This window comes from uncultured Algibacter sp. (genome assembly GCF_947487575.1).
Taxonomy (GTDB): Bacteria; Bacteroidota; Bacteroidia; order Flavobacteriales; family Flavobacteriaceae; genus Algibacter_B.
Genome location: NZ_CANKXG010000008.1, coordinates 77,784 through 94,956 on the forward strand (window position 1 = coordinate 77,784; position 17,173 = coordinate 94,956).

The 17,173-nt window shown below is 32.3% G+C and carries 22 protein-coding genes; 1 reads left to right on the forward strand and 21 read right to left on the reverse strand.

From position 1 onward, the window contains the following. The first annotated feature begins 377 nt into the window (after positions 1 to 377). Complete coding sequence (locus Q0870_RS10310; RefSeq protein ID WP_298555353.1) at positions 378 to 2,450, forward strand: tetratricopeptide repeat-containing sensor histidine kinase; 2,073 nt, start codon at positions 378 to 380, stop codon at positions 2,448 to 2,450. Positions 2,451 to 2,665: 215 nt separating this feature from the next. Here the strand turns inward: Q0870_RS10310 and ctlX are convergent, their stop codons facing one another. The 21 genes from ctlX to rplE all read right to left on the reverse strand — a co-directional run bounded on the left by ctlX (position 2,666) and on the right by rplE (position 17,173). After that, the gene (ctlX, locus tag Q0870_RS10315; protein ID WP_298555354.1) at positions 2,666 to 3,601 is read right to left on the reverse strand and encodes a citrulline utilization hydrolase CtlX; all 936 of its coding nucleotides are present in this window, start codon (positions 3,599 to 3,601) and stop codon (positions 2,666 to 2,668) included. A 6-nt stretch (positions 3,602 to 3,607) separates the two neighbouring features. Continuing rightward, positions 3,608 to 4,522 (reverse strand): arginine deiminase-related protein, encoded by a 915-nt coding sequence (locus tag Q0870_RS10320; RefSeq protein ID WP_298555355.1) that lies wholly within the window; start codon positions 4,520 to 4,522, stop codon positions 3,608 to 3,610. A 139-nt stretch (positions 4,523 to 4,661) separates the two neighbouring features. Beyond that, positions 4,662 to 5,948, reverse strand: coding sequence for a citrate synthase (locus Q0870_RS10325; protein ID WP_298555356.1), 1,287 nt, complete (start codon positions 5,946 to 5,948; stop codon positions 4,662 to 4,664). A 176-nt stretch (positions 5,949 to 6,124) separates the two neighbouring features. Then, positions 6,125 to 7,417: a phosphopyruvate hydratase gene (gene eno / locus Q0870_RS10330; protein ID WP_298555357.1), complete on the reverse strand. Its 1,293-nt coding sequence runs from the start codon at positions 7,415 to 7,417 to the stop codon at positions 6,125 to 6,127. Between the two features lie 155 nt (positions 7,418 to 7,572). Further along, a complete protein-coding gene (carA, locus tag Q0870_RS10335) occupies positions 7,573 to 8,676 on the reverse strand; it encodes a glutamine-hydrolyzing carbamoyl-phosphate synthase small subunit (RefSeq protein WP_298555358.1) in 1,104 nt (367 codons plus the stop codon). Positions 8,677 to 8,764: 88 nt separating this feature from the next. Beyond that, positions 8,765 to 9,235 (reverse strand): 50S ribosomal protein L17, encoded by a 471-nt coding sequence (gene rplQ / locus Q0870_RS10340; protein WP_298555359.1) that lies wholly within the window; start codon positions 9,233 to 9,235, stop codon positions 8,765 to 8,767. Positions 9,236 to 9,294: 59 nt separating this feature from the next. After that, positions 9,295 to 10,287, reverse strand: a complete 993-nt coding sequence (locus Q0870_RS10345) for a DNA-directed RNA polymerase subunit alpha (protein ID WP_298555360.1) — start codon at positions 10,285 to 10,287, stop codon at positions 9,295 to 9,297. 95 nt (positions 10,288 to 10,382) lie between these two features. Beyond that, complete coding sequence (rpsD, locus tag Q0870_RS10350) at positions 10,383 to 10,988, reverse strand: 30S ribosomal protein S4 (protein ID WP_298555362.1); 606 nt, start codon at positions 10,986 to 10,988, stop codon at positions 10,383 to 10,385. A gap of 195 nt (positions 10,989 to 11,183) precedes the next feature. Beyond that, positions 11,184 to 11,567 (reverse strand): 30S ribosomal protein S11, encoded by a 384-nt coding sequence (rpsK, locus tag Q0870_RS10355; RefSeq protein ID WP_298555364.1) that lies wholly within the window; start codon positions 11,565 to 11,567, stop codon positions 11,184 to 11,186. 98 nt (positions 11,568 to 11,665) lie between these two features. Next, positions 11,666 to 12,040, reverse strand: a complete 375-nt coding sequence (gene rpsM / locus Q0870_RS10360; protein WP_298555366.1) for a 30S ribosomal protein S13 — start codon at positions 12,038 to 12,040, stop codon at positions 11,666 to 11,668. Positions 12,041 to 12,043: 3 nt separating this feature from the next. Then, positions 12,044 to 12,160 carry a type B 50S ribosomal protein L36 gene (gene ykgO / locus Q0870_RS10365; protein ID WP_013305171.1) on the reverse strand — a complete coding sequence of 39 codons (117 nt, stop codon included), beginning with the start codon at positions 12,158 to 12,160 and terminating at the stop codon, positions 12,044 to 12,046. Positions 12,161 to 12,164: 4 nt separating this feature from the next. Beyond that, positions 12,165 to 12,380, reverse strand: coding sequence for a translation initiation factor IF-1 (infA, locus tag Q0870_RS10370; protein WP_007094967.1), 216 nt, complete (start codon positions 12,378 to 12,380; stop codon positions 12,165 to 12,167). 10 nt (positions 12,381 to 12,390) lie between these two features. Next, entirely contained in the window at positions 12,391 to 13,749 is a 1,359-nt protein-coding gene (gene secY / locus Q0870_RS10375; protein WP_298555368.1) for a preprotein translocase subunit SecY, read from the reverse strand. Between the two features lie 14 nt (positions 13,750 to 13,763). Continuing rightward, positions 13,764 to 14,216, reverse strand: a complete 453-nt coding sequence (gene rplO, locus Q0870_RS10380) for a 50S ribosomal protein L15 (protein ID WP_298555369.1) — start codon at positions 14,214 to 14,216, stop codon at positions 13,764 to 13,766. A gap of 16 nt (positions 14,217 to 14,232) precedes the next feature. Further along, entirely contained in the window at positions 14,233 to 14,412 is a 180-nt protein-coding gene (rpmD, locus tag Q0870_RS10385; RefSeq protein WP_019386285.1) for a 50S ribosomal protein L30, read from the reverse strand. Between the two features lie 11 nt (positions 14,413 to 14,423). Further along, positions 14,424 to 14,948 (reverse strand): 30S ribosomal protein S5, encoded by a 525-nt coding sequence (gene rpsE, locus Q0870_RS10390; RefSeq protein WP_109351401.1) that lies wholly within the window; start codon positions 14,946 to 14,948, stop codon positions 14,424 to 14,426. Positions 14,949 to 14,954: 6 nt separating this feature from the next. After that, positions 14,955 to 15,311: a 50S ribosomal protein L18 gene (gene rplR, locus Q0870_RS10395; protein ID WP_298555370.1), complete on the reverse strand. Its 357-nt coding sequence runs from the start codon at positions 15,309 to 15,311 to the stop codon at positions 14,955 to 14,957. Positions 15,312 to 15,321: 10 nt separating this feature from the next. Beyond that, on the reverse strand, positions 15,322 to 15,864 hold the full coding sequence (gene rplF / locus Q0870_RS10400) for a 50S ribosomal protein L6 (RefSeq protein WP_298555371.1): 543 nt from the start codon (positions 15,862 to 15,864) through the stop codon (positions 15,322 to 15,324). Between the two features lie 17 nt (positions 15,865 to 15,881). Then, a complete protein-coding gene (gene rpsH, locus Q0870_RS10405) occupies positions 15,882 to 16,280 on the reverse strand; it encodes a 30S ribosomal protein S8 (RefSeq protein ID WP_298555373.1) in 399 nt (132 codons plus the stop codon). A 68-nt stretch (positions 16,281 to 16,348) separates the two neighbouring features. Beyond that, the gene (rpsN, locus tag Q0870_RS10410) at positions 16,349 to 16,618 is read right to left on the reverse strand and encodes a 30S ribosomal protein S14 (protein WP_040278732.1); all 270 of its coding nucleotides are present in this window, start codon (positions 16,616 to 16,618) and stop codon (positions 16,349 to 16,351) included. A gap of 3 nt (positions 16,619 to 16,621) precedes the next feature. Next, complete coding sequence (gene rplE / locus Q0870_RS10415; RefSeq protein ID WP_298555375.1) at positions 16,622 to 17,173, reverse strand: 50S ribosomal protein L5; 552 nt, start codon at positions 17,171 to 17,173, stop codon at positions 16,622 to 16,624.

Here is a 17,173-nt window from a genome sequence, read left to right on the forward strand (position 1 = left end):
AATTCTATTTTTAATTTTGTAATCCACTTAAAATAAAATTCTTACATAACAGAAAGTAATTTCAACAGAAACAAAGAAAGATGCATTTTGTCGATAAAAGGGTTCTTTTTCTATGATTTTTACCGTTCATCTATTCATCGATTTTAGCCCTATTTTTTTGATGTCCTTTCAACTAATTTATTGGTATTAAAACGCAGAAATTAGATTTTAAATAAGCTTTTTTCAACTTTTGCGTGGTAATGCTATTAATCCCAATTCTATTGGGTAAAATTTAACGCTAACAAATAATTACAACTGGAATAAAGCAATCTTATTTCCCTCAAATTTAAGACCCCAGTTTACTTGCTTTATAACTTAGATGTGATTTAAATGTTAAAATGAGGAGAATAATTACTTTACTTGTTATGTTATTTATGTCTATTAGTTTCTCGCAAACTAATGATATAGATAATCTTGCTTTGGAATTAGCTTTTCAAGATAAGGACTCATTAAAAATTGAGACCTCGTTAAAACTGATTAAAGCACTTTATGAAATTAATGATTACGAAAGGGCGTTAGAGTACATCCTAAAAAGCGAAAAACTTTCAAACAATCTTAACTACAAAAAAGGAATTGCAGAAATTACGTACTACAAAGCTTTGATTTATGCACAAAAGAACGACTATATAAATGCTATAAGTGGGTACAATGAATCTAAAAAATTATTTAGCACATTAAAAGACACACTAAGTGTTGCAAAAGTTAATAACAGCATTGGTTTAATTGAAATAAACAGAGGTAACTACAACAAAGGTTTGCAATATTCTTTGGCCGCCATAAAAGAACTTGAAAGTAGACATCTTTACAAAGAGTTAAATCTAGCCTATAGTAATTTAGCAAAAGCATATTATAATATTCAATTGTTTGAAAAAGCCATTCAGTTTTATGAAAAAGCACTAAATATTCAATTAAGTCTAAATGATACCAAAGGTAGTAACGAATCTCATAGTAAATTAGCCGAACTTTATTCTAACAAAAAAGAACACAGAAAAGCTATTGAATATTATGAAAAAGTTTTAGAGAGTAGTGAATCAAAAAATGATTCTGTTAGAGGAAAAGTACTTCCAAAACTAGGCGGTGAGTATTTAATGTTTAAAGACTACGATAAAGCAACAAAATATTTAATACTTGGTTATAATATCAATACCAGAACAAAAAACAATGCAGGATTATTATTAGCTTTAAATAATTTAGGCGATTTAAATTTACAACAAGGCCGTTTAAAAATTGCTGAAAAACAACTTTTAGAAGCTGGAAAAATAGCCAAAAACCTTAACAATAAAACAGAACTTTTAAAGCATTATAAGTTAATGAAGGCTTTGGATTCAACTAATGGACGTTTTGACAAAGCATTTGAATGGCAACGTAAGTATTATCAGTTAAAAAATAATAGCCTTAATAAAAGTGAGTCTAAAATAAGCCATCTAACCAAAATACCCGATGACTTAGATTTAAACTCAAATTTTAAAGAACCTCAAGAAAAAAACATAGTAACTACTCAAACAGATTCTAAAAAAACACTTGAAACCAATAAGAGATTAAATAAATATAAATTAATTCTTTACGGCTTACTTGCTGCACTTATTGTTGTATCTGCATTATTAATTTTAGTTTATTTTAAACGAAATAGTAATATCAAATACACACAAGAGCTTGAAGAAAAAAACGTTAAAATTGAATTACAAAATGAATCGTTTTCTGAGCAAACTAAACATCTAGAAAACGTAAACAACGTAAAGGATAAATTGTTTTCAATTGTTTCTCATGATTTAAAAGATTCGCTCTCATCTATTAATGGTTTTATAGATTTACTAAAAGATGGTTCTTTATCTAGAGAAGAATTCGATAATTTAATTCCAGAGTTAAGCGAAAATGCTAATAATGCATCATTATTACTTTTCAATTTACTTAACTGGTCTAAATCTCAAATGCAATCGCTAGAACCAAAACCTAGTTTATTTGATATCCAAGAGGTTTTTGAAACTAAATTGAAGCTTATTGATCAGCGCATGGAAAGCAAAGGCATCGAATTAATTGATCATTCCCTACGTGATTTTGCATATGCTGACAGAAGTATGTTCGAAATTGTTGTACAAAATCTACTTGCTAATGCTCTTAAATTTTGTAAAAACGGTGACACAATTACCGTTTCAAACCATATAAGTAATGGAACTTGTATTGTTAGTATCGCAGATACTGGAATAGGCATTTCAAAAGAAAATATTGGTAAGTTATTTAATAATAGTTCTTTCACTACTATGGGAACAGATAATGAAAAAGGTACTGGTTTAGGACTTTCTATCTGTAAAGAGCTGGTAGAATTAAATAATGGAAAAATTTGGGTAGAAAGTACTAAAGGCCAAGGAAGTACATTTTATGTACAATTGCCTAAGTCTAGACCATCATCTTAAAAGTATAAAAAAAAATTATGGCTTGGTTCGGAGCTACCACAAGAGTCGGGCTTAGGCTTTTCTAGATTGTATTTGAAGGGTTTATAGGTTACTCAATATCAATATCTCAATAAAAAATAACTGTGGCTTTTATTCATACTTTCTTATATTATTAATTAATTAATTAATTAATATAAATGTTTCGCTGTAATAACTAACGCCGCCAATCAATAAAATTACTGTTTAGGCAAAAACACCTCAGCCATCATACAACGCGCACTACCTCCACCACAAGTTTCAATAGTATCTAAAGAACTTGATACTATTTTTGTATGCTTTTCCAAAGAATTTATTTGAGAGTCAGTAAGAATATCATACGCCGCTTGGCTCATAATTATGTAACGTTCATCATTTTTACCTTTAACTTGAAGCATATTACCAGCAAAACTATTAACCTGTGTCTCAGTAATATCAATAATAGCCCTACCATCTTCTTTAAGATGTTTAACGACCTGTTTCCGTTCTTTTTTATCATCAATACTACTCAAACAAATTACAACAAAAGTCTCGCCAATACACATCATAACGTTAGTATGATAAATCGCCTTTCTTTCTCCGTTTACAGTTTGATTTGAAGTAAATATCACTGGCGTATATTCAAAATCTTCACAAAACTCAATAAACAAATCTTCATCAGCACGAGGTGACAAAGCACAATACGCTTTTCTATTTATACGATCTAATACAATGCTACCAGTACCTTCTAAAAAAACTTGTTCTTCCTCTGCACTTGTATAATCAACAATATTATTAATTATAAATCCTTTTTCTTCTAAAGTTTCTAGAATATCTTCACGACGCTCTAAACGTCTATTTTTAGCAAACATGGGGTATAAACCCACATCTCCATTTTCATGAAAAGACACCCAATTATTAGGAAAAATAGAATCTGGTGTATCCGTTTCTTTTGTATCGTTAACAATAACTACATTCACGCCAATACTCTTAAGTTTATTAACATAATCATCAAACTCTCGCTGCGCTTTGACATTTATAGTTTCAGGTAAAACACCATCAATACTTTCTTGATAGTAATTATTAACAGCTGTTTGCTCGTTCATCCTGAAATTCACCGGACGAATCATTAAAATAGTATTTGTTGTTTGTTGCATCTTAAATTAATCTCGAATTAATGGCATTGTTGTACACCTTAATAAGCCTTCTTGCTTGCCAATTTCAGCATAAGGCACTTCTTCAACAATAAAATCTTGAGTTCTTAACCAATCATTAAGTCTAGTAAAGTTTTGTTCTGAAATAATAATATCTTCCGAAATAGAAAATACATTACTACACATTTGGTACATTTCATCTTTAGTAATCTCAAAAACGTTTTCTTTTCCGAAGAAATTAACTAACCATTCATATTCTCTTTCAACTAAAAATCCATTTTTATGAATAATAGCTTTCCCCTTTCCCAATGGATTAAAACAGCAATCTAAATGCAACGCATTCTCTTTTGCATTAGTGTTCGATTTACGAAGTTCAAAAGATTTTACAATCTTATTTGGAAATAACTCTTGAATAGCAATAACAGCGTCTATATTAGTTCTTGCTGTGATTAATTCAGAATAATCTCCTCCAGAATAGGTACCAATAAAAATATAGTCATTCCATGGCATAACATCACCTCCTTCAACATGGCAGGCTTCTGGTAAAATAATACGCTTATCTTTTGCAACTTGATTCCATATATAATCTATAGCCTCAACTTCTTCTTCTCTATGAGGTAGAATATTAGCTTCAATTAAAATATCATCAATTACAAAGGCTATGTCTCTTGCAAATATTTGATTACAGTCATTAATAACTTCAGGTCTGTAAACCTTAACATCATATTTATCAAAAATTTTTGCAACGGCATCAAGCTCTTTAACCATATCACCTTCAGTAGGGTAAGTACCTGCTAAAATATGCTCAATACTCTTTGGATCATAGCAATTTTCAACTTTTGGAATAGGCCCATTACTTTGTGCTGTACCTAAAACTACAGACCTAAGCCTTGAAGTTTCATTTTTTACATTTAATTTTAGCATTCAATATTCATATTATAATATCAAAACTAATAATTATCAACAATAAATTACATTATTCTCATAAAAATTGTCCTAAAAAAGAAAAGTTTCACGAAAAAATCGTGAAACTTAAATATTATTCAAAAAAAAATAGATGTATTTATCTTTTCGTGATAGGTACATATTTACGTTCAGGTTCTCCAATATAAACTTGTCTTGGCCTTCCAATTGGCTCTTTACGTAAACGCATTTCTCTCCATTGGGCAATCCAACCTGGTAAACGACCAATAGCAAACATTACTGTAAACATTTCAGTTGGAATTCCCATAGCTCTGTAGATAATACCAGAATAGAAGTCTACATTAGGATAAAGTTTTCTATCTACAAAATATTGATCTTCTAAGGCTTCCTTTTCTAAACCTTTTGCTATTTCTAAAATAGGATCTTCTACGCCTAAATCATGTAACACTTGATCTGCAGCTTTCTTTATAATTTTAGCACGTGGATCAAAATTCTTGTACACACGGTGTCCGAAGCCCATTAATCTAAAAGGGTCGCTTTTATCTTTTGCTTTAGCCATGTACTTTTTAGTATCTCCACCATCTTCTTGAATAGCTTGCAACATTTCTAAAACAGCTTGATTAGCACCTCCATGAAGTGGCCCCCATAAAGCAGAAATTCCTGCTGAAAGAGATGCAAATAAACCAGCATGTGATGAACCGACAATTCTTACTGTAGATGTTGAACAATTTTGCTCATGATCTGCATGCAAGATTAATAGCTTATCTAAAGCATCAACTAAAACTGGGTTTTGAACATAACAGCTATTTGGTCTTGAAAACATCATCTTTAAAAGGTTTTCAACGTATCCAAGTGAATTATCGCCGTAATCTAGAGGTTGCCCTTGTTTTTTACGCATGGTCCATGCTACTAATACAGGCATTTTACCTAATATTCTAACAACAGATTTATACATATCCTCTTCAGATTCAACATTTACTGAAGAAGGGTTAAATGCTGTAAGCGCACTTGTTAAAGAAGAAATAACTCCCATTGGGTGTGCTGCTTTAGGAAAAGCATCTAAAATCTTCTTAATATCTTCGTCTACTGTTGATTCCGCTTTAATATCATCATGAAACTTATCATTCTGCTCTTTAGTTGGTAACTCACCAAAGATTAACAAGTATGCGACTTCTAAAAAATCAACTTTATCTGCTAAATCTTCAATTGAATAACCACGGTATCTTAAAATACCTTTTTCACCATCTAAAAACGTAATAGCGCTTTCACATGACCCTGTATTTTTATATCCGGGATCTAAAGTAATAACACCCCCAGTAGAACTTCGCAGTTTTGAAATATCTATTGCAACTTCATTTTCTGTTCCTTCAAATAAAGGAAATTCATTTTTCTGACCGTTAATTTCTATAGTTGCTGTTTTTGCCATACTTTTTAATGTGATTTTATGTTTCTTATGCGGAATGCTAAATTACGAAATCTACACCTTATTTTTAAAGATTATCCTAAATGATTTAATCAATTAACATATTGATAAAATTAACACCAAATAAAAAAGCGATTATTAAAAAATAATCGCTTTTTTAAAAAGTAATAAACTAATAGTTATTTTATTTTGAATGCATTTTCTTGTGGAAAATATGCAACCTCTCCCAATTCTTCTTCAATGCGCAATAATTGATTGTACTTTGCCATACGATCACTTCTTGATGCAGAACCTGTTTTTATTTGACCACAGTTTAATGCTACTGCTAAATCTGCAATAGTATTATCTTCAGTTTCTCCAGAACGGTGAGACATTACAGAAGTATAACCCGCATTTTTTGCCATATTTACAGCTGCAATAGTTTCTGTTAAAGAACCAATTTGATTTACTTTAATTAAGATTGAATTAGCAATGCCATTTTCAATACCTCTAGATAAACGTTCAACATTAGTAACAAATAAATCATCTCCAACTAACTGTACTTTATCTCCAACCAATTCGGTTAAATAAGCCCAACCTTCCCAGTCATTTTCATCCATACCATCTTCAATAGAGATAATTGGATATTTAGCTACTAACTCAGCCAAATATTCAGCTTGTTCTTTACTAGTTCTTACAACACCTGAATCTCCTTCAAATTTCTTATAATCGTATTTTCCATTTTCAAAGAATTCAGCTGAAGCACAATCTAAAGCGATTTTAATTTCATCACCAAATTTATATCCAGCATTTCCAACAGCTTTTGCAATAGTATCTAATGCATCTTCTGTACCTCCGGCTAAGTTTGGAGCAAAACCACCCTCATCTCCTACTGCTGTACTTAAATCTCTATCATGCAATACTTTTTTAAGATTATGGAAAATCTCAGTACCCATTTGCATAGCGTGTGTGAAATTTTTAGCTTTAACTGGCATAATCATAAACTCTTGAAATGCAATTGGTGCATCACTATGAGAACCTCCATTTATGATATTCATCATTGGTACAGGCAGTGTGTTAGCTGAAACTCCACCAACGTATCTATATAACGGCATATTCAACTCATTAGCAGCAGCTTTAGCAACGGCTAAAGACACACCTAAAATAGCATTAGCTCCTAATTTTGATTTATTTGGTGTACCATCTAAATCAATCATTATCTTATCAATAAGGTTTTGTTCAAAAACAGAAATACCTAATAACTCTTCTGCAATTATAGTATTTACATTTTCTACTGCTTTTAAAACACCTTTACCCATATAACTGTTTCCACCATCACGTAATTCAACAGCTTCATGCTCCCCTGTTGATGCTCCTGATGGTACAGCAGCTCTACCTAATATATTATTTTCAGTTACTACATCTACTTCAACTGTAGGGTTTCCTCTTGAATCAAGAATTTGTCTTGCGTGAACATTGATTATTACACTCATAATGGTTTATTTTAAATCTTTTTTATTATTTCAAATTTACGGCTTAATCTTGTTTTCTTTTAGATGTTTTTGCAGAATTTTACGAAAACACATCTATAACGTTTTAGTAAAAATAAGCCTTAAAAGAGCAAGCTATTTTTAAGGCTTATAAAATATTACCTCTTTAAATTTTCAATGAATTGATCGAAAAGATAAATTGAATCATTTGGTCCTGGACTCGCTTCAGGATGGTATTGTACAGAAAATACATTCTTACTTTTCATGGCTAAACCAGCAACTGTATCATCATTTAAATGTACATGTGTAATTACTAAATCTGGATTTGCTTCTGCTTCTTCTCTATTTACAGCAAAGCCATGATTTTGAGATGTAATTTCACCTTTACCTGTAAGCAAGTTTTTTACTGGGTGATTTATCCCTCTGTGTCCATTATGCATCTTATACGTTGAAACACCATTAGCTTGAGCAATTACTTGATGCCCTAAACAAATTCCAAATAATGGTAAATCTCTTTTTATAATTTCTTTTGCAACTTGTTGCGCTTCTACTAAAGGTTCTGGATCTCCAGGTCCATTAGATAAAAAGTATCCATCTGGTTTAAAAGCTTCTAAGTCTTCAAACTTAGAGTTGTATGGAAACACTTTTATGTAAGCATCTCTACTTGCTATATTTCTTAAAATATTCTTTTTAATTCCGATATCTAAAGCTGCAACTTTATAAGTCGCATTTTCATCACCAAAATAGTAAGGCTCTTTAGTTGATACTTTTGAAGCCAACTCTAAACCTTCCATATTAGGCACTTTTGCTAATTGTTTTTTTAAGCCTTCTATATTATCAACCTCTGTTGAAATAACAGCATTCATTGCTCCATGATCTCTGATGTAGCTCACTAAAGCCCTTGTATCAACATCTGATATTGCTAATAAGTTATTCTTATCAAGAAAATCTTCTAGTGACCCATCAGCATCTTCTCTAGAGTACTCATAGCTGAAGTTTTTTACAATCAAACCTGCTATCTTAATAGAATCAGATTCAACTTCATTATCATTAACTCCATAGTTACCAATATGTGCATTGGTAGCTACCATAAGTTGTCCGTAATACGAAGGGTCTGTAAAAATTTCTTGGTAGCCAGTCATACCTGTATTAAAACACACTTCTCCAAATGAGGTTCCTTGCTTATTACCAACTGCTTTACCGTAAAAAATAGTACCATCTGCTAGAAGAATGATGGCCTTTTGTCTTTTTTGATATTTCATGTTTCGTTTAAAAAGTTTTGCAAAATTGCATAAAAAAAAGGATAAACTAAAATAGTTTATCCTTTTTATATTAAATGCTTATTAACATTTATTCTTCTTCGTTTGATGCTTGAGTTGCAACTGGAGGAGTAGCTGGTTTTGAACCACCTCTTTTACTTCTTCTAGTTGTTTTCTTCTCTTTCTTACCAGCATTATAGATTTCGTTATAATCAACAAGTTCTATCATTGCCATATCAGCATTATCACCTAAACGATTTCCTAGTTTTATAATTCTAGTATAACCTCCTGGTCTATCTGCTATTTTAGCCGCAACATCTCTAAACAACTCAGCTACAGCATCTTTTTGTCTAAGATTAGCCATTACAATACGCCTGTTGTGAGTTGTATCTACCTTTGATTTGGTAATCATTGGTTCTACAAATTGTTTTAAAGCTTTTGCTTTTGCAACAGTTGTATTAATACGCTTGTGCTCAATTAAAGAACAAGCCATATTTGCTAACATTGCTTTTCGGTGTGCAGTTTGTCTACCTAAGTGGTTTACTTTTTTTCCGTGTCTCATGACATTTGTTTTATCATCTTGCTACCAAACTCGTGATTCGAGGAGCAAAATATGATTAATTAATCTTTATCTAATTTATATTTGCTTAAATCCATTCCAAAATTTAATCCTTTAACATTTACAAGCTCTTCAAGCTCTGTTAAAGACTTCTTACCGAAGTTTCTAAATTTCATTAAGTCATTTTTATTGAATGATACTAAGTCTCCTAAAGTATCAACTTCTGCAGCTTTTAAACAATTAAGTGCACGTACAGATAAATCCATATCGATTAACTTCGTTTTAAGCAACTGACGCATGTGAAGTGATTCTTCATCATAAGTTTCAGTTTGTGCAATTTCATCAGCTTCCAAAGTGATACGCTCATCTGAGAATAACATGAAGTGGTGAATTAATGTTTTAGCACCTTCAGTTAAGGCATCTTGTGGTGTTATGGAACCATCAGTGATGATTTCAAAAACTAATTTCTCATAATCAGTTTTTTGCTCTACACGATAGTTTTCTATACTATACTTAACATTTTTGATTGGAGTATAAATTGAATCCGTAAATATAGTTCCTATTGGAGCTGAAGCTTTTTTATTTTCTTCAGCAGGAACATACCCTCTACCCTTTTCAATTGTGATTTCCATGTTAAAATTAACTTTAGGATCTAAGTTACAAATAACTAATTCTGTATTTAACACTTGGAATCCTGAAATAAACTTTTGAAAATCTCCAGCTGTAATTCTGTCTTGTCCAGAAATTGAAATAGAAATTGATTCATTATCTATATCTTCAATTTGTCTTTTAAAACGAACTTGCTTTAAGTTTAAGATGATTTCTGTTACATCTTCAACTACACCAGCAATTGCTGAGAATTCGTGATCTACTCCTTCAATTCTAACAGAAGTAATTGCAAATCCTTCTAATGAAGATAATAAAACTCTTCTTAGCGCATTACCTACTGTTAGTCCGTAACCAGGCTCTAGTGGTCTGAATTCGAATTTGCCTTCGAAATCAGTAGAATCAATCATGATTACTTTGTCTGGTTTTTGAAAATTAAATACTGCCATATATTTCTTCGTTTTAATTGTTATTTAGTTGCGCGATTTATAAGTTTGAAGAAGACTAATAAATCCTTTGGCTAAATACCAATATGATTAATTTATTATTTAGAGTATAATTCTACGATAAACTGTTCGTTTATGTTTTCCGGTATTTGAATTCTAGCAGGAACAGAAACATAAGTTCCTTGTTTCGTATCATCATTCCAAGTAATCCACTCATAAACGTTACTAGAATTTGAAAGTGATCTTTCAATAGCTTCAAGTGATTTTGATTTTTCTCTTACAGCAACAACATCTCCAGCTTTCAAAGAGTACGAAGGAATATTTACTAATTCCCCATTTACAGTAATGTGTCTGTGAGATACTAATTGTCTTGCACCACTTCTAGTTGGAGCAACACCCATTCTAAATACAACATTATCTAATCTAGATTCACAAAGTTGTAAAAGAACTTCACCAGTAATACCTTGTGCAGCTCTAGCTTTTTTAAACAATCCTCTAAATTGACGCTCTAAGATACCGTAAGTATACTTAGCTTTTTGCTTCTCTTGTAATTGAATTGCGTATTCAGATTTTTTTCCACGACGACGTGCGTTTCCGTGTTGCCCTGGAGGGTAATTTCTTTTTTCGAATGATTTATCATCTCCGAAGATAGCTTCGCCAAATTTACGAGCTATTTTAGTTTTAGGACCAGTATATCTTGCCATTTTAAAATTTGTTTTGAGAGTGATTATGAATTAAGGTCTTAATCTTATCCTTCGATAATCGTTGATCTCTCGTTAATACTTGTTAATTATTTTTTTTCAGTCTGCAAATTTATGCAAAAAATTAATACCATCTGAGTTTCAGATGATATTAATTTTTTACTTTGCTTTGTTTAATTCAGGTTAATTAAAACGTGATTAAACTCTTCTTCTTTTTGGAGGACGACATCCATTATGTGGTAATGGAGTAACATCAACAATTTCTGTTACTTCAATTCCAGCATTATGAATTGAACGGATAGCAGATTCTCTACCATTTCCTGGTCCCTTAACATAAACCTTTACTTTCTTTAGCCCCGCTTCTGATGCCACTCCTGCAGCATCTTCGGCAGCTAATTGAGCTGCATAAGGTGTGTTTTTCTTAGAACCTCTAAATCCCATTTTACCAGCTGAAGACCATGAAATTACGTCTCCTTTTTTGTTGGTAAGTGAAATTATGATGTTATTAAAAGAAGCAGTAACGTGAGCTTCTCCAACAGCATCTACAATAACTTTACGTTTTTTTGTACTTGTCTTTGCCATATTATTTTAGTTTCTAGTTGTTAGTTGTTAGTGTAGAATCCTAGACTTTTACATTTCAAACAGATTCCATCCAACTACTAAATACTAATGACTTTTAATTATTTAGTTGCCTTTTTCTTATTAGCAACAGTTTTTCTTCTACCTTTTCTAGTTCTAGAGTTATTCTTAGTACGTTGCCCTCTTAATGGAAGACCAGATCTATGGCGAATACCTCTGTAACATCCAATGTCCATTAATCTCTTAATGTTTAATTGTGTTTCAGAACGTAATTCACCTTCGATAGTAAAAGTTCCAACGGCATCACGAATACCAGAAATCTGGTCATCGGTCCAATCTTGAACTTTTGTACTTTCATCAACTTTAGCTACTGCTAAAATTTCTTTTGCTCTACTTCTACCTATTCCATAGATATAAGTTAAAGAGATAACTCCTCTTTTGTTTTTTGGTATGTCTACACCTGCAATTCTTGCCATAGCTTATCCTTGTCTTTGTTTGAATCTAGGATTCTTTTTGTTAATTACGTAAAGTCTACCTTTTCTACGCACAATCTTACAATCTGCGCTTCTTTTCTTTACTGATGCTCTTACTTTCATCGTATTAGTATCTATAAGTTATTCGAGCCTTTGTTAAATCATAAGGACTCATTTCTAATTTTACTTTATCTCCTGGTAATAATTTAATATAATGCATACGCATTTTACCTGAAATATGTGCAGTCACAATGTGACCATTTTCTAATTCAACACGAAACATAGCATTTGATAATGCTTCTATAATTGTTCCGTCTTGTTCTATTGCTGCTTGTTTTGCCATAGTATAATAATTAAGCGGATGCTTTTCTATTTTTACCAGTTTTCATCAAACCATCATAGTGTCTATTTAACAAATAAGAATTTATTTGTTGCATAGTGTCAATTGCAACTCCAACCATAATTAATAATGAGGTTCCTCCAAAAAATAAAGCCCATCCTTGTTGTACACCCATTAGTTTAACAATAAACGCTGGGAACACAGCAATAAGAGCTAAAAATATAGAACCTGGCAAGGTGATTTGTGACATTATTCTATCTAAATATTCAGATGTTTCAGAACCTGGACGAATACCAGGAATAAAACCACCACTACGTTTTAAATCGTCTGCCATTTTATTGGTAGGCACTGTAATTGCTGTATAAAAGTATGTAAATACTATTATTAATAAAGCAAATGTTACATTGTACCAAAATCCAAACATATCAGAATAGTTTGTTGCCATCCATGTTCCAGTAGCCGTTTCCTTTAATAAAGCAGACTGCCCAATTAAACTAGGGACAAACATAAGAGCCTGTGCAAAAATAATTGGCATAACCCCAGAAGCATTAAGCTTTAATGGAATGTACTGTCTTGAACCCGCCATAGCACTTTTTTCATAACCACCGGAAGCTGTTCTTCTTGCATATTGCACTGCTATTTTTCTAACCCCCATGACTAACATGATAGATGCTAAAATGATAACAAACCAGATAACAAATTCAATTAATACCATCATTAATCCTCCGTTTCCTCCACCTTCTAATCTGGTAGCTGCATTTTGTAAAAATGCTTGAGGTAACGTAGCAATAATACCAACCATAATTAATAAAGATATCCCATTACCAATACCTTTATCAGTAATTTTTTCTCCTAACCACATAGCAAATATACATCCCGTTACTAAAATAGTAATTGATGAAAAATAAAATAATGGACCTTGTCCTAATAAAAAGGCACTTTCAGGAATTCCAAACATTGGAGTTAAACTTGCCAAATAACCAGGAGCTTGTAATAAACAAATAGCAATTGTTAACCAACGTGTAATTTGATTTATTTTCTTTTGCCCACTAGCTCCTTCTTTTTGTAGTTTTTGTAAATACGGAATAGCTATTCCCATTAATTGTACAACAATAGAAGCTGAAATGTATGGCATGATACCCAAAGCAAATACAGATGCATTTGCAAATGCTCCACCGGTAAACATATTAAGTATACTCAATATACCTGAATCCGTTCCTTGTTGCAATCCGCCTAATTGAGCTGCATCTATACCTGGTAAAACCACTTGAGCACCAAAACGATAAACTAACAACAGACCCAATGTAACTATGATTCTGTTTCTTAGTTCCTCAATTTTCCAAACATTTTTTAACGATTCTATAAATTTCATACTTATAATACGTCTTATAAAGTTATCGCTTCTCCTCCAGCAGCTTCAATTGCAGCTTTTGCTGAAGCAGTAAACTTATGAGCAGATACTTTTAATTTTGCTTTTAATTCTCCACGCCCCATAATTTTAACTAAATCATTCTTTCCAGCTAAACGGTTTATGAATAATGTTTCAAAATCTACTGTACCCTTAATTTTCTTATCATCAACCAATTGTTGTAACGTATCTAAATTGACACCTTGATACTCTACACGGTTAATGTTAGTAAAACCAAACTTAGGAACACGTCTTTGAAGTGGCATTTGACCACCTTCAAATCCTAGTTTCTTAGAATAACCAGAACGTGATTTAGCTCCTTTGTGACCACGAGTTGCCGTACCACCTTTTCCAGAACCTTGTCCTCTACCTATTCTTTTACCTTGGTTTTTTACTGAACCTTCTGCAGGTTTTAAATTACTTAAATCCATTTTTCAGTTTATATTTTTAAGCTTCTTCAACAGAAACTAAATGTGAAACTTTAGCAACCATACCAAGAATATTTGGTGTGGCCTCATGCTCTTTAACTTGACCAATCTTTTTTAGACCAAGAGCTTCTAAAGTTCTTTTTTGTCTTTGCGTACGATTGATTGCGCTTTTAACTTTTTTTACTTTAATCTTTGCCATCTCTGTCTATATTAAGCGTTAAAAACTTGTTCAAGTGAAATACCTCTATCTCTCGCGATTGCGTTCGCATCTCTTAATTGTAACAAAGCATCAAATGTTGCCTTTACTACATTATGAGGATTTGAAGACCCTTGAGATTTTGATAATACATCATGCACACCAACTGCTTCAAGTACCGTTCTTACAGCACCACCAGCAATTACACCTGTACCAGGGGCAGCAGGGATAATATTTACTCTAGCTCCACCGTACTTACCTTTTTGCTCATGTGGTAAGGTTCCTTTTATAATAGGAATTCTAACTAGGTTTTTCTTTGCATCTTCAACGGCTTTTGCGATTGCACTAGCAACGTCTTTAGATTTCCCTAAACCTTGTCCTACAACACCTGCTTCATCACCAACCACTACAATTGCTGAAAAACCAAATGCTCTACCACCTTTAGTTACTTTTGTAACTCTTTGTACCCCAACTAAACGATCCTTAAGATCTAATCCACCTGGTTTTACTAATTCTGCACTTTTATATTTTTTAAACATAATTTCTTAGAATTTAAGTCCTGCTTCTCTAGCACCTTCTGCTAATGATTTAACTCTTCCGTGGTATAAATATCCACCTCTATCAAAAGCTATAGTTTCAACACCAGCTTTTAAAGCTTTTTCAGCAAGTGCTTTACCTACTAATTTAGCTACTTCTGATTTAGTTACTTTCGCAGAATTAATGTCTTTATCTCTTGAAGATGCTGCACTGATAGTGTTACCAGTAACATCATCTACTATTTGAGCATAAATTTCTTTATTACTTCTATAAACAGCTAACCTTGGTCTTGCTTCTGTTCCAGAAACAACCTTACGGATTCTGTTTTTTATTCTTAGTCTTCTTTCGTTCTTTGTCAATGCCATAACTTAATTATTAAGCTGATTTACCTGCTTTTCTTCTTATTTCTTCACCAACAAACTTGACTCCTTTTCCTTTGTAAGGCTCAGGTTTTCTAAATCCGCGGATTTTCGCAGCTACTTGACCAACAAGTTGTTTATCGAATGATGTTAGTTTAACTATTGGGTTTTTTCCCTTTTCTGATATAGTTTCCACTTTTACTTCTGGAGCTATATTTAATATAATATTATGAGAAAACCCTAAGGCTAAATCTAATTTTTGTCCTTGATTTGATGCTCTATAACCTACACCTACCAATTCTAATTCTTTAGTCCATCCTTTAGATACACCTTCAACCATATTATTCATTAAAGATCTATATAAACCATGTTTGGCTTTTTGCTCTTTAGTATCTGAAGAACGTGTAACTAGAACATTTCCATCTTCTACTTTAATTTCAACTGCATCGAAATTTTGTGTTAACTCTCCTAATTTTCCTTTTACAGTTACAACGCTATCTTTAACGTCTACTGTTACACCTTCTGGAATGGCTACTGGATTATTTCCTATTCTTGACATTTCTTTCTGGCTTTAAATTAGTGTACGTAACATAATACTTCACCACCTACATTATCTCTTTTGGCCTGTTTACCCGTCATAACGCCATGAGACGTAGAAACGATAGCAATACCAAGTCCGTTAAGGATTCTAGGCAACTCATTAGCACCTGCATACTGACGTAAACCTGGTGTACTAATTCGTTGAAGCTTTTTAATTACTGGTTCTTTTGTTTCCTTATTGTACTTAAGAGCTATTTTAATAGTTCCTTGTACAGAAGAATCATCAAATTTATAACTTAAAATATATCCTTGCTCGAATAATATTTTAGTGATATCTTTCTTCAAATTAGATGCAGGTATCTCCACTACTCTGTGGTTAGCACGCACTGCATTTCTAATTCTTGTCAAATAATCCGCAATTGGATCTGAGTACATAATGAATTGATTTTGTGGTCTTGGTTTTCGAACTATTTCGAACCTTAAACCCGATTATTTAAATAATATTACCAACTAGCTTTTCTTACTCCAGGGATAAGGCCTTGATTGGCCATTTCTCTAAAAGTTACACGAGAAATCCCAAAAGTTCTCATATATCCTTTTGGTCTTCCTGTTAATTTACATCTATTATGCTGACGAATAGGAGATGCATTTTTAGGCAACTTTTGTAATGCTTCATAATCTCCAGCTTCTTTTAAAGCTTTACGTTTCTCAGCATACTTAGCCACTGTTTTAGCTCTTTTTACCTCACGGGCTTTCATTGATTCTTTAGCCATATCTTAGTTCTTTTGAAAAGGTAATCCTAATTCGGTTAATAATGATTTTGCTTCTTTATCAGTATCTGCAGTAGTTACAAATGTGATATCCATACCAGAAATTTTATTCACTTTATCAATGTTAATTTCTGGGAATATAATTTGTTCAGTAACTCCTAAATTGTAATTACCTCTACCATCAAATCCTGTTGCCTTAATACCGTTAAAGTCTCTAACACGTGGAAGTGCAGAAGTTACTAAACGATCTAAAAACTCATACATTTTTTCACCACGTAAGGTTACTTTAACACCAATTGGCATTCCTTTACGTAATTTAAATGATGCAACATCCTTTTTAGATAATGTAGATATTGCTTTTTGCCCAGATATAGTAGTTACCTCTTCTAACGCGTAGTCGATTAACTTTTTGTCTGCAACGGCTGCACCAACACCTTTAGATATTACTATCTTAGTAAGTTTAGGAACCTGCATTACATTCTTATACCCAAATTCGTCTGTAAGAGCTGCAATTACTTTGCTTTTATACTCTTCTTTAAGTCTTGGTGAATATGCCAT